This is a genomic window from Paenibacillus sp. FSL W7-1279 (assembly GCF_037969845.1).
In the GTDB taxonomy this organism is placed as follows: domain Bacteria; phylum Bacillota; class Bacilli; order Paenibacillales; family Paenibacillaceae; genus Paenibacillus_AQ.
In genome coordinates this window covers 5,877,415-5,889,432 of the sequence record NZ_CP150215.1, presented here as the reverse complement: position 1 = coordinate 5,889,432, position 12,018 = coordinate 5,877,415, and the positions used below count along the sequence as shown (strand labels likewise).

The 12,018-nt window shown below is 50.4% G+C and carries 13 protein-coding genes; 7 read left to right on the top strand and 6 right to left on the bottom strand.

Going from position 1 to position 12,018, the window contains the following annotated elements:
• Nucleotides 1–69: 69 nt before the first annotated feature.
• Nucleotides 70–444, top strand: a complete 375-nt coding sequence (locus MKY82_RS26575) for a VOC family protein (RefSeq protein WP_071217928.1) — start codon at nt 70–72, stop codon at nt 442–444.
• A 150-nt stretch (nt 445–594) separates the two neighbouring features.
• Here MKY82_RS26575 and MKY82_RS26570 read toward each other — a convergent pair whose 3' ends face one another.
• Complete coding sequence (locus tag MKY82_RS26570; RefSeq protein ID WP_009595787.1) at nt 595–738, bottom strand: hypothetical protein; 144 nt, start codon at nt 736–738, stop codon at nt 595–597.
• A 251-nt stretch (nt 739–989) separates the two neighbouring features.
• Here MKY82_RS26570 and MKY82_RS26565 point away from each other — a divergent pair, with 251 nt between their 5' ends.
• On the top strand, nt 990–1,754 hold the full coding sequence (locus tag MKY82_RS26565; RefSeq protein ID WP_194544245.1) for an exodeoxyribonuclease III: 765 nt from the start codon (nt 990–992) through the stop codon (nt 1,752–1,754).
• Between the two features lie 97 nt (nt 1,755–1,851).
• On the opposite strand, the gene MKY82_RS26560 is transcribed toward MKY82_RS26565, so the two are convergent.
• Nucleotides 1,852–2,751: a LysR family transcriptional regulator gene (locus MKY82_RS26560; protein WP_071217930.1), complete on the bottom strand. Its 900-nt coding sequence runs from the start codon at nt 2,749–2,751 to the stop codon at nt 1,852–1,854.
• 144 nt (nt 2,752–2,895) lie between these two features.
• Between MKY82_RS26560 and MKY82_RS26555 the strand changes: the two genes are divergently transcribed.
• Entirely contained in the window at nt 2,896–3,645 is a 750-nt protein-coding gene (locus tag MKY82_RS26555; protein ID WP_339294733.1) for an SDR family oxidoreductase, read from the top strand.
• A gap of 227 nt (nt 3,646–3,872) precedes the next feature.
• Nucleotides 3,873–5,063 carry an enoyl-ACP reductase FabV gene (gene fabV, locus MKY82_RS26550; protein ID WP_220684101.1) on the top strand — a complete coding sequence of 397 codons (1,191 nt, stop codon included), beginning with the start codon at nt 3,873–3,875 and terminating at the stop codon, nt 5,061–5,063.
• A gap of 74 nt (nt 5,064–5,137) precedes the next feature.
• Here the strand turns inward: fabV and MKY82_RS26545 are convergent, their stop codons facing one another.
• Entirely contained in the window at nt 5,138–5,830 is a 693-nt protein-coding gene (locus MKY82_RS26545; RefSeq protein WP_194544242.1) for a GyrI-like domain-containing protein, read from the bottom strand.
• A 94-nt stretch (nt 5,831–5,924) separates the two neighbouring features.
• Here MKY82_RS26545 and MKY82_RS26540 point away from each other — a divergent pair, with 94 nt between their 5' ends.
• On the top strand, nt 5,925–6,416 hold the full coding sequence (locus MKY82_RS26540; RefSeq protein ID WP_339294732.1) for an effector binding domain-containing protein: 492 nt from the start codon (nt 5,925–5,927) through the stop codon (nt 6,414–6,416).
• Nucleotides 6,417–6,535: 119 nt separating this feature from the next.
• Here MKY82_RS26540 and MKY82_RS26535 read toward each other — a convergent pair whose 3' ends face one another.
• Both MKY82_RS26535 and MKY82_RS26530 read right to left on the bottom strand, forming a co-directional pair.
• A complete protein-coding gene (locus MKY82_RS26535; protein WP_339294731.1) occupies nt 6,536–7,405 on the bottom strand; it encodes an AraC family transcriptional regulator in 870 nt (289 codons plus the stop codon).
• A gap of 138 nt (nt 7,406–7,543) precedes the next feature.
• Entirely contained in the window at nt 7,544–8,656 is a 1,113-nt protein-coding gene (locus MKY82_RS26530) for a DUF3626 domain-containing protein (protein WP_339294730.1), read from the bottom strand.
• Nucleotides 8,657–8,884: 228 nt separating this feature from the next.
• On the opposite strand from MKY82_RS26530, the gene MKY82_RS26525 reads away from it, so the two are divergent.
• Complete coding sequence (locus MKY82_RS26525) at nt 8,885–9,646, top strand: SDR family oxidoreductase (RefSeq protein ID WP_339294729.1); 762 nt, start codon at nt 8,885–8,887, stop codon at nt 9,644–9,646.
• Nucleotides 9,647–9,924: 278 nt separating this feature from the next.
• On the opposite strand, the gene MKY82_RS26520 is transcribed toward MKY82_RS26525, so the two are convergent.
• Nucleotides 9,925–10,656 carry a hypothetical protein gene (locus tag MKY82_RS26520; protein WP_339294728.1) on the bottom strand — a complete coding sequence of 244 codons (732 nt, stop codon included), beginning with the start codon at nt 10,654–10,656 and terminating at the stop codon, nt 9,925–9,927.
• 173 nt (nt 10,657–10,829) lie between these two features.
• Here MKY82_RS26520 and MKY82_RS26515 point away from each other — a divergent pair, with 173 nt between their 5' ends.
• The gene (locus MKY82_RS26515; protein ID WP_339294727.1) at nt 10,830–11,891 is read left to right on the top strand and encodes a suppressor of fused domain protein; all 1,062 of its coding nucleotides are present in this window, start codon (nt 10,830–10,832) and stop codon (nt 11,889–11,891) included.
• Nucleotides 11,892–12,018 lie beyond the last annotated feature (127 nt).

The following is a 12,018-nucleotide window of genomic DNA, read 5'->3' as shown; positions in this document are numbered from 1 at the left end:
GTTTTAGCTCGAAATTTCGTTACTTATGTGTCAGTAGCTTTATAAGCAAATCAAAGAGGAGGAAGTTTTTTGAAAAAATCCCTTTTGTACGGCGTTGGCATCTTTGTACCGGTCAGTGATCTGAAGCGTTCGACGGCCTGGTATACGGACATGCTCGGGTTTGAAGTGATCCATACGGATGAACCGAATGCGGTGGTCATGCGAATGAACGATGAGAAGGTATCCTTCTGCCTCGTGCGGTCCTATGAAGTGAAGCAGCCGGTTTTTCCCAGAAATGATTATGGCGTGGGGCAATATTTCAACCTGCATACCACGAATGTAAGTGAAATTCATCAACGATTGGTTGCCAAGGGAGCCGACGTGACGGAAATTGAGGATTTTGGCGGGTTCAAGGGCTTTTCCCTGACGGATCCAGACGGCAACCGCTGCGGAGTGACGGAGTAACGACAGCGAGAAGCAGAATGGCTATAACCGACGGGCATCGTGTGTGCCCAGACGATCGATTAGGAAAAACACCCATTCATTGACTTGGCAAGGATGGGTGTTTTTGCTGCGGTGATTATCGAATGTGCATCAACAGTCGTATCAAATCCGTTATTCCTGATCCCGACAGTGCTCCTCGGCCGCCGAAGTAAACTCTTCCTCATTCTCGGAAGCAAGTTTATCACCGTATTGGTCCAGACGCTCAGGGCTGCTGGAAGGACCGTCGTTCTTAGGTTTGCTGTTTCTGCCTGTCATGCTGTATTCCTCCTTATGTGGGGTTCTCATCGATTGCGAACGTACGAATGATCGTACTTTGCGAACGTTTATGTTGTTCCTGATTTGGCGCGGGATTATGCACGCAGGGTCTCATCTTCCGTTTATGAAGTTATGATGAAAGCGCTCGTAGCTGCTTGTTCGTTTCAGCCGTGACATGATACCATAATAGAATTTAGAAGATTCATAGATTCAACACGCTTAAACGATATGGATACCACGGAGGTTGCGATATGAAGCTAGTGTCATGGAACGTCAATGGATTGCGGGCCTGCGTAACGAAGGGATTTATGGATTATTTTCAGCAGGTGGATGCCGATATATTTTGCGTGCAGGAAACGAAACTGCAAGCGGGGCAGATCGAGCTCGATTTAGGGACGGAATATCAACAATATTGGAACTATGCGGAGAAGAAGGGGTACTCAGGAACGGCGGTATTTACGAAAATCGCCCCATTGTCCGTTCGCTATGGTCTGGAGGAAGACAGCGAGCCCGAGGGCAGAGTGATCACGCTGGAGTTTGAGGACTTCTATCTCGTAAACGTGTATACGCCGAATGCGAAGCGCGACCTGAGCAGACTGGATTATCGGCTGGAGTGGGAGGAACGGTTCCGTGCTTACTTGCTTCAGCTTGATGAACGTAAACCCGTGATCGTATGCGGCGACTTGAATGTGGCACATCAGGAAATCGATTTGAAAAATGCCAAGTCCAATCATGGCAATTCCGGCTTCACCCTGGAAGAGCGCGGCAAAATGACCGATCTGCTGGCAGCGGGCTTCATCGATTCCTTCCGCCACTTCTACCCGGACCGTACGGACGTATACAGCTGGTGGTCGTATATGGCCAAGGTAAGGGAGCGGAATATCGGCTGGCGCATCGATTATTTTCTGGCGTCTGCCCGTTTAACCGAGAAGCTGAAGGATGCCGAGATCGACTGCCATGTGATGGGAAGCGATCATTGCCCGGTGAGTTTGACGCTCAGCGAGTCATTACGTTAAAATTCAGATTTTTAAAAAAAGCCAACCGAAGAGCAGGGGACTGGATAACAGCCTTGCCTACGCCGGTTGGCTTTTATATTGAAAGCAAAGGCTCCGTTCACCCAATCTGATGCTTCAGCTTGTCCAGAAAGATCGAGGCCGGCTTCGACAGATGGTGGGTTCCGGGCTGTACCCATCCGAATGAAGAAGCAGTGTGGCCGGGGGGCATCTCCAGCTCCAGCGTTACGATGTTTCCCGAAGGTACGGGAGTGAAGCTCGAGAAGGACAAATCGACCCCCACCGTGACCGCTACATTTTCTTCGACGACCTTCTGTATGACTCTTGTCTGGTTGGTTGAGAAGAGCAGATCCATTTCCCCGTACTGCTCCTCGAATACATCCATCAGCTTGAACAGACTGTCATCCTTGTAGAGAACCAAGGGGTATTTACGCAGTTCTTCGGGCGTGATCGATTGCCGCATGGCAAGTGGAGATTGACGGCTGACCCCCACCACGAATTTGCTCTCCAGCAGCTTGCCGAAGTGAAGGCCGCGGTGTTGATGAATGGTGGAATCATCCACAAAAATCAAACCGATATCCGCATGATTTTGTTTGATATCCTCAATAATATCAAGTGTCGCTTTTTCCGTAATTTCGAGTTTGATCTGGGGGAAGTCCTTTTTAAACTGGATAATGGCATCGATGGACAGCGTTAAGGGGACCGGAACGGTAGCAATCCGCAAAGATCCGCTCAGCAGGTTGGAATATCCTTCGGCTTCTGATTTCAGCTCCTGGAATTGTTCCAAAATAGCATAGGCTTTCTGGAGGATTCGCTGGCCCTCGGCTGTGGGTACGGCACCAAGCCGCGATCGGGTGAACAAGGAGAAACCGAACTCGGCTTCCAGGCTGGACACTGCTTGGCTGACGGCGGAAAGGGTAACGTTGCAATTCTGGGCCGCTTTGGTTAACGATCCTGTCTTGGCCGTCTCCACGATATATTCCAGTTGTTCAAGATTCATATGACCCCATCCTTAATCTATAGTTAAGTAATATTAATTAGGTTTAAATTTACTTAAATATAACGCAGCGTTACAATGAACACAAGGACATGGACACACAATGTTCAAACAATAACGCTATTATACCCTAGGAGGTCATTGATAATGTCAGAACAACGTGTAGCGGTAATTACCGGCGGAGCGAGCGGAATCGGTCGTCAGGTCTCCCTTAAATTTGCAAGAAAAGGCGATCGTGTCGTCGTTGCCGATTATAATGAGGCAGCTGGTCAAGAGACGGTCGAATTGATCAAAAAAGAAGGCGGCGAAGCCACTTTCGTTCAAGTCGATGTTTCCAAACAAGAAAGCGTCGAGGCGCTTGTGGATAAAGCGGTTGAGCTTTACGGCCGCATCGATGTCATGCACAACAATGCGGGTATTGGCGGGGCTGGACCGGTTCTCGAGCAAAATATGGATCTCTACCATCGCACCATTAACGTGAATCAGCACGGGGTGGCTTACGGTATTATAGCAGCAGGCAGAAAGATGAAAGAGCTTGGCATTAAAGGCGTGATCATCAATACAGCATCCGTATTCGGATTCCTGGCTTCACCGGGAACGTTTGCTTATCACGCTACAAAAGGCGCTGTCATCATGATGAGCAAATCCGCTGCGCTTGAACTGGCACCATATGGCATTCGCGTCGTTGCCGTTGCTCCTGGAGCAGTGGATACACCGATTATCCAAGGTTATAAGGATTCCGGGATGCTGGATTCCATGAGAGCCAAAGTCATGGGCGGTGAATTAACACAGCCTGAGGTTGTTGCGGATACCGTGTATCTCGTGTCACTGGATGAAGCCGCTGCGATTACAGGCAGCGTGGTCATGGCTGACCAAGGTTACGCGTCATTTAAATAATGTAACGGCCATTTTATGGATTGCTAATTATCGATATACGCTAATACAAACCTCTCTTTTGAATGGATGCTGGCTGCAGCTAGCATGATTCGTAAAGAGAGGTTTTCTTGGATTTCCTGTCAAAAGATTTCCTCTCTCCACAAAAAACAGTTAAAATAGAAAAGGAAAATTTAAAAGACCATACATATGGTGTCAGACGACGATTACTGGAAGAGAGGTATATAAATATGATCATTAAACCTAGAACACGGGGATTTATTTGCACAACATCCCATCCTGTAGGCTGCGAAGCCCAGGTGCAGGAGCAGATTGATTATGTGTTACAACAGCCTGGCATCGAGGGCCCGCGCAATGTGCTGGTTATCGGCGCTTCCACCGGGTACGGCTTGTCGGCCAGAATTGCTGCCGCATTCGGCTCCCGGGCAAATACTGTAGGTGTGTATCGTCCCAGCCAGGCAACCGAGAAGCGGACCGCTTCGGCAGGCTGGTATAACTCGGTCGCATTTGAGAAGGCAGCGGAGGCTGCAGGCTTAAAATCGTTCAGCGTGACAGGAGATGCTTTCACGCAAGAGACCAAAGCCAAGACGGTTGAGCTTATCCGCAAAGAGCTGGGACAGGTTGATCTCGTAGTGTACAGTGTAGCTTCGGCGCGCCGTACGCTGCCTGAGACGGGTGAGACGGTCAGCTCCGTATTGAAGCCGATCGGACCGGCCTATACCAACAAGACGGTAAACTTCCATACGGGTGAAGTGACGGAGGTAACGATTGAGCCGGCCACGGAAGAGGAAGTGAAGAACACCGTAGAGGTGATGGGCGGCGACGATTGGGAATTATGGATGAATGAGCTGGCGGAAGGCGGCGTATTGACTCCTGATGTGACCACGATTGCGTTCTCCTACATCGGCTCCGAGATTACCAAAGCCATCTACCGGGATGGATCCATTGGACAAGCCAAGGATCACCTGGAGGCAACCGCGCTGAAATTGAACGAGAAGCTTGCTGCTGGAGGCGGGCGAGCTTATGTAACGGTCAGCAAAGCGTTAGTGACCCAATCCAGCTCAGCGATCCCGGTCGTTCCGCTGTACGTATCGGCGCTGTACAAAGTGATGAAGGAGAAGGGGCTTCACGAAGGCTGCATCGAGCAGATCTATCGTCTATTCTCCGACCGCCTCTATAAAGGGCAAGAAACGCCGGTGGATGAGAAGGGACGCATCCGTATCGACGATTGGGAGCTTCGCGAGGATGTACAGGCCGAGGTAGCCGAACTGTGGAGCAAGGTGACAAGCGAAAATATTGAAGAATTGACGGACCTTGCCGGTTACCGCCGCGAGTTCTTCCAGCTGTTCGGCTTTGAAACCGATGGCGTGGATTACGATGCGGATGTTAATCCAGTGGTCGACAATCCGAAAGCCATTTAATGCAAAAAAGCGAGCCCCGAAATGATTGGGGGACTCGCTTTTTTTGCGTCGGAATTGGGAAGCCTCTGATTCAATCAGGTTATAGGTATGTAGATTTGGGCCTTAGAGGCATGTACCGAAGTTCTCAGCTCCAAGCTGTAGAGCGACGGGTTTGGCGTAAGGGCACGTTGTTTCAATTGCTGGATAACATAGGCATAGGACTGGTCGGTATCTTCCCTGTCGGAATGCCCCTCATGGGTGTACATGGCATATTCCTGTGTCGGCAGGGTTAAACCCACCATCCGCTCCGGCGTATCACGAATCGTCGTTACCTCGATTCCGGCTACATAGTGATAGATCTGCTGCCGATTCAAAACAGCTGCAATATACAAGGGATTCGACGTTTTCTTGCGGATATATGGAATTTCCTCCATACGGTCCTGGAGTTCCTGCCAGAGCTTTGGCTTGAGGGCTTGGGACATATAATAGGCCGTAAAAGGAAGCTTCATCTCCAGGCCGACGATCAGCGTTTGCGGTTTGATGATCCGCTGAATAGATTCATTCGTCTGTGCGGATCGTTCTCGCTTTTGCCGCGATGTCAGAATGGAGTAGCCGCCGTTTTTCCCCTCATTGGCGTATAAAGGGACACCTAAACGAGACAGCTCATGAAGATAGCGGAGCATCGTACGGTACGAAACCGAGAATTCTTCGGCTAACTCGCCAACAGTGAAGTTTTGCCGTTCATACACCCGCTGCATGACCTTAAGGATGCGTTCGGTTTTGGGCATGTTTTCGCTCCTGTGATTTTTTTATACTGTGACAGTTTCTGGCATAGTTCAAGTATATAATGAAACCAAATACAGGATAAAGGAGCATTTACTGATGACAATCGATCAACGAAACGAAGCAGCGGTTACGACTAAGGAAGCTTTTCAGGGGATAGGATTGAAGTGGGAAGGCACATTTGCCGAGGCGGGTGCAGGCGGGATACGTGCAGTGCATCGGTTGATGCAAGAGCGGATCGCGGAGATCCCCCATGCCTTGCATACCGACACGCTGCTAGGGCTATCTTATCACGCTGTTCCCGGTGGTGACGGATTTATTCACTACGCGGTCGTGGAAGTGGAACGGATCGACGAAGTGCCGGAGGGGATGGTTACGATATCCGTTCCCGCATTAACCTATGCCTCTTGTGCTCATCGGAAAGAGCAGAGTATCGATCAGTCCTATAACAATATCTATGCCTGGATCAAAGAACAAGGTTACTCGGAATATAACCCGGATCATTTAACGCATTTCGAAAAATATCCGATGAGCCAGGATCCCTATGCGGATGACCCCGAATTTATCATCATGATTCCTGTTCAAATATGAGAACAGAAAAGTCCTCGAAGGATTGGGGAGGTTGGGCTTGTTTCATATAGGCGGGGAAAAATGATGGAGTGCTCACCGCACGATCTAGATTTTCGTAGCGGTGAGCGAAAAATACGTCGTTACTGCGGAGTTGTATTAGCCTTTCTAATCACGGGAATCCATAACTCGTTCTTATACTCGTCCGGAGGAAGATAGCATTCGATGGCGGGAAGCGGCGCGAGATCATAAGTTTGGGATGGTATCCACTCCGTATAAAGACGTTTCCACATCTCTGCAATGCCGCTTGGATCTCCTTCCAGCTCGAATACGGCCCAAGTGGCGGCAGGGAAATGTCGCTGTACCATCGGTTCCTGAGGCGTATCCGTGGATACGACGGACATGATGTAGTCAAAATCCTCATTCTTCCCATAGTCACCGTCTGCACAAACACCGAGTATTCCGCGGATCGGATGGTCCTGCACACGATAGTTCCATAGTTTCTCGAAAATGCCCTTCTCCTGGGCCTCCATCCAGAGGCGGGGAACGTCTTCATAAGCATGCTGCGTGCGTACCTGCTCCTTGAAACCGACAACGGAAAACTCTTTCATTTCTACGATTCTGTAATTCATTTCGGCAGCCCCTCGCATTGAGAATTGAAAGGAGATGCGGGGATAGGCCTTCAGTTTGGTGCCGGTTTGGCGTGCAGCCGTCGGCGTTGTGCCATGCATGTTCTGGAACGCACGCGCGAACGCCTCCGGGGAATCATAACCATATTTAAGCGCCAGATCAATTACTTTGATATCGCTGTTTTGCAGCTCGTAAGCGGCCAGTGTCAGCCGGCGTCTTCGTATGTATTCGGACAGCGACACATCCGTAATGAACGGAAACATGCGTTGAAAATGATAAACGGAGCAGCATGCGATCTGAGCAGCTTCAGCGTAATCGATCTCCTCGGTTATGTGCTCTTCTATATAGCCTATGGCCTCATTCATCCGCTTTACCCAATCCATCCGGTCATCATCCTTTCTAAGATCAATATATAAGAAGCCGCGCTTGATAGGCCTAGCCGTTGCTGAACGGATTCCGCTAGCCCGGCTATCCTAAGTCAAATCATCATTCCAACGCAGGTACTAGGCAAAAAAAACAGCTTAGCGGTTTGGCGTATACGGATACGAATGTCCATACTTTACGAGCACATGCCACAGCTGTTTGAGATGCTGGAAGGTTTCAGCAAATGTTCCCCAATCGCTCCATTCGCTTGAATCATGGTGCAGTTGAGCAGCCGCTTTGCCGATAATGGCTGCATCCAGCATGCCCAGCGAGCCTCCAAACCGTTGATCGATCCGCTTGGCGAGCGGCGGCATGGCGGGTCCCCGAAAATCATCCGGAACATCCCGTACAGCCAGGCAGAAGCCGGGATGCCAGGACAAGGTGAGGTTATACCGTTCACATAAAGCATGAAGCAAAGATCCAATTGGGGTGTTCCTATAGGAAGGATCGGCTACCAGGGCCTCCACATCGCTGGACAAGTCAATGACGCCATGGATCTGCGCTTCCATATAATCATCCAAGGAGCGGCCGACCGGTCCGGTGGGACCGGTATGCGATGAAGGAAGATGAATCAGCCGCTCCAGCATAGCTGGAATATTTACATTCGGAGAACCCAGGGCCGAGCCGGTGGATTCCACTTGCTGCAAGAGCGCAGTGAGAATCGAATCCCACTGACGTATGGTGCCTACAAACTCGGGACCTGCGTGACTGTCACCGAATGTAAAGGTGCTGCGCTTCAATATGCCCGGGGACAGCACCAGAAAACAAGAACCGAAGCGGGGAGACCCCCCGTCAGCAAAATTCATGAGATTGAGTGCGCCGTACTTCGGCCGCTCGTCATGGCGAACGCCGGGCTGCTGGTAGGCTCCGCCAAACAGGAGCCGTTCCCATTGGTCGCGGTCGCCGCCCGGGTAGGCCGTACGGCTTCCGTTGGTCACGCTCGTGATGAACTGGTTATGATATACGCCCTCCCTCAGGAGAGATTCGATAACGGAGCGGCCTGTAGGCAGTATCCGATCCGGATGGAAATTCAACGTGACGCGGGCAAATTTTTCGATATGGGATAACAGCGAGCCGATCGTTACGGAAGCTTTTCCATGCTTCCGCCAGATATGCTCCGTCATTTTCAAGGCGACCCTTCGCTGGCTCGCCGCTGTTGATTCGACATGAAGAATCGCTTGTTGCTGCGCTTCAGATAACCGTCCGCTCATAAGTGGATTTCCTCCATACTCTCCATACTAAACAACGATCGCTATTATCCTCATCATTTCTAGCCCACGGGCTGAGATTCCTCTATTGCTGCTGCAAATGAACGTATTATAGTACTTAACGGGATGGATTTATTGGGAAGGGGGACTGGCAAAGATTGCTGCTGACCAGCCATCATGCTTTAATGAAACTAACATAAATGTATATAAGAGATGGAGGAGGTATTACATATGCAGCCTAATTTCAGCATACAGGATAAAATCGCGATCGTGACGGGGGCCAGCAAAGGCATCGGTTATGGGCTAGCCCAAGCGCTGGCAGCGGCAGGGGCCAAGGTTGCCGTCATGGCACGAAGCAAGGACCTGCTCCATCCATTGGTCAAGGAAATCTCTCAGGCAGGAGGTCAGGCCAAGGCCTATGAGCTGGACGTCCGGAATGTGGAACAGATTCGAGGCGTATTTGGTCAGGTAGCCAAGGATTTCGGCCGGCTCGATATCGTGGTCAATAACGCGGGTCTGGGAGAGGGGATGCTGGCGGAAGAGATCACGGAGGATTATTGGGATGAGATGATGGACGTGAATTTGAAGGGCGTATTTTTCTGCTGTCAGGCCGCTGGCCGTATCATGCTGGAGCAGGGGTTCGGAAAAATCATTAACGTCAGCTCCCAGGTGAGTGTCGTTGGGATTACGGAAGGGGCAGCCTATTGCGCCTCCAAAGGCGGCGTGAATCAGCTGACGAAGGTGCTGGCGCTGGAGTGGTCCAGCCGTGGCGTGAACATTAATGCCGTCGGCCCTACGTTCATCCATACGCCGGGAACAGCCGAGCGTTTGGACTCCCCTGATTTTCGCGACGGCGTCCTGGCACGGATCCCGGCAGGGCGGATCGGCACTATAGCCGATGTGGCTGGAGCCGTGATTTATCTCGCCTCCCCGGCAGCTGATCTCGTTACTGGCACTTTGCTGCTTGTGGATGGCGGCTGGACGGCACAGTAGGTAGGTTTATCGTTATCAAGCTTGCAAGCGGTGGAAACCCGGCAGCGGCGAATCGATAAGACCATCACGATGCTGAACGAGGGACGTTCACAGTAGAGATATCGCCGAATGAATGGGGGATACCATCGTGGTCGAGAAAGTGGATCATTATACGATTTAGTATGTACTCGAGGGTCCTGCTTCATAGAGATATTGTGATTAATAGCCTTAGGTAATGGAAAAACCCGGTCTTGCTCTAGGCAAGCTACCGGGTTCTTTGACGATTGTATGGAGCTGGGTTATTTTAACGGAACCTGCTTGGACAATGCTTCAAATTGCTGCAGGTGAGGATTTACTTTGCTTTGAATGCTCTTGAAATAGCGAAGCGCGGCGTCATTTTGACGCTGTTCAGCCGCCGAATTGGCAGGGAAGATCGAAGATTTTTTGTTGATGTTGCCGTTTTTGTAATGAACGCTGAACATCGTTCCGGCGGCCCAGGCTTGCTTCATGTTTTGATTGAAGCCCATGATTTCGAGCGATTCCTTGCCTTTCTTGTAGGTAAAGCTGTAGTCGGGATCCGCGACGGCATGAATGACATCGTATCCGCTTTGGAATACACCTGCCTGGAATGTCCCCTTCTGGATCTGATTCCATCGAACGGACCCGTCAGGCAACGTCACCTTATGCGTCAGGATGCCTTCGCCATCCATTTTGTCGTTGTTCCAGCGGCCGATATATACCACCTTATGCGTCTCACCGTCTAATTGGTATTCGTTAATGTATTTACCGTTTCCGGTGCGCTTCCCGTTAATGAATTCGCCGGAATATTGTTTGCCATTTCCCCACTTGATCGTACCGCGACCATTGGGCTGGCCGTTGGCTGCTTCACCGTAATAGGATGTCCGTTCGGAGATCTGTATCCATTCCTTGGCGGAGGCCGCATCGACGGAACCCGGCAGCGGGGCTAGCGAAGTGGCTATAAGCGAAGCTGAAAGTGTTAAGGTTACGGATAATGCCGTTATTTTTTTCATGAACATGTAGGCTCCTTTGTTGAGATGGTTCTATTATACACTTCGCTGGTTACTTCTTCATTCCTCTATACGTCCTATATAATGAAGCGGAAGAGGATGGTGACTTGAATGATTGGGCCTACTCGGATATGGTTATATTTTTGGATGCACAGGATATCGGGAGGGAACAGGATATGACACATGAAGAAAACGCCGCAGGCTGGGACGCAATTGACGAGCAGCTGTTGAAGCTGTACGGGGAGCAGGAGCCGAAACATTACGGAGCCCTAATTCCTTATGCTCTTGGAGGACCCGATCCGCTGAATGGAATCAGCGCTTATACGTCGAATGCCCCTTTTCCCCATTGGCATATGGTCACTTATGGCTTTAGCGAGCTGTATGACAAGGAGTCGGACAATCTGGAGGAGAGCGGTTACGGATTCGAATTGACGTTCAGGCTGGCTAAACGGGAGGACGAGGAAGAGCCGCCGGCGTGGGCGCTAAATCTGCTTCAGAACATGGGGAGATACGTGTTTAACAGCGGGAATGTTTTTCGCTCGGGGGATTATTTGGATGCCAATGGGCCGATCTGCCTGGGAACCGATACGCAATTGACCGCACTCGCCTTCACCTTGGATCCCGAGCTGCCGGGGATGGATACGCCGAATGGTCGGGTAGAATTCCTGCAGATGGTTGGCATCACGCGTGAAGAGCTCGAGGCGATGCAGACATGGAATACGCTTGGCGTATTACAAGTTTGTGCGGAATATATGCCGCAGTACATAACGGACCTGGATCGGGATTCGCTGCTGAAGATGCCTTCGATTTCGGAGGCCGTTGACCGGGGGAGAAAACAAGAGGGCTCGAATACCGGACTTCTTTACGTGAGTCAGCTGGATTTTGAACCGGGGAAGAAGGGCTGGTTCAGTAAAACTCCGGCCACCTTACAAATAGGCGCCAAGCAGGCCGAAATTATCGGGAAGCTGCTGCAGGGCCGAATTCTGAAAGATAAGAAACTGAGCCTTGTAGGCTCGGATGTTCGGGTCGTATTTGAGCCGGGGGAAGAGAGTCGCTGGACTGCAGAGGATGGAGATGTTACCCTTGTTTTGGACGATCGGACCGCGGGTGAATTTTCAAGCCGATTGCTGCCGCAGGTCAGCACCTTCGAGCTTTCTGGCTTGCAAGGAATTCGGATTGAAGTCCTGAAGACGGAAATCAAGGATCAAGAAGGAAATGTTGTACAAGTTATCGGATAGCATAGTGGAAAATAAGAATAACACAGATAGAAACAATTTCCTGTCCATATAAAATAGTTTACAATTTGAGTGATGTCTATATACTTATACTTTAAAGCGGTACATAAACATCATGCTACAGGAAATG

Excerpts from the sequence above, each read along its gene's own strand:
- MKY82_RS26560 (WP_071217930.1), bottom strand. The coding sequence starts at position 2,751 with ATGAATCTTGAACAACTGGAATATATCGTGGAGACGGCCAAGACAGGA.
- MKY82_RS26515 (WP_339294727.1), top strand. The coding sequence starts at position 10,830 with ATGACACATGAAGAAAACGCCGCAGGCTGGGACGCAATTGACGAGCAG.
- MKY82_RS26530 (WP_339294730.1), bottom strand. The coding sequence starts at position 8,656 with ATGAGCGGACGGTTATCTGAAGCGCAGCAACAAGCGATTCTTCATGTC.
- MKY82_RS26565 (WP_194544245.1), top strand. The coding sequence starts at position 990 with ATGAAGCTAGTGTCATGGAACGTCAATGGATTGCGGGCCTGCGTAACG.
- MKY82_RS26520 (WP_339294728.1), bottom strand. The coding sequence starts at position 10,656 with ATGAAAAAAATAACGGCATTATCCGTAACCTTAACACTTTCAGCTTCG.
- MKY82_RS26555 (WP_339294733.1), top strand. The coding sequence starts at position 2,896 with ATGTCAGAACAACGTGTAGCGGTAATTACCGGCGGAGCGAGCGGAATC.
- MKY82_RS26545 (WP_194544242.1), bottom strand. The coding sequence starts at position 5,830 with ATGCCCAAAACCGAACGCATCCTTAAGGTCATGCAGCGGGTGTATGAA.
- MKY82_RS26540 (WP_339294732.1), top strand. The coding sequence starts at position 5,925 with ATGACAATCGATCAACGAAACGAAGCAGCGGTTACGACTAAGGAAGCT.
- MKY82_RS26570 (WP_009595787.1), bottom strand. The coding sequence starts at position 738 with ATGACAGGCAGAAACAGCAAACCTAAGAACGACGGTCCTTCCAGCAGC.
- MKY82_RS26535 (WP_339294731.1), bottom strand. The coding sequence starts at position 7,405 with ATGGATTGGGTAAAGCGGATGAATGAGGCCATAGGCTATATAGAAGAG.
- MKY82_RS26525 (WP_339294729.1), top strand. The coding sequence starts at position 8,885 with ATGCAGCCTAATTTCAGCATACAGGATAAAATCGCGATCGTGACGGGG.
- fabV (WP_220684101.1), top strand. The coding sequence starts at position 3,873 with ATGATCATTAAACCTAGAACACGGGGATTTATTTGCACAACATCCCAT.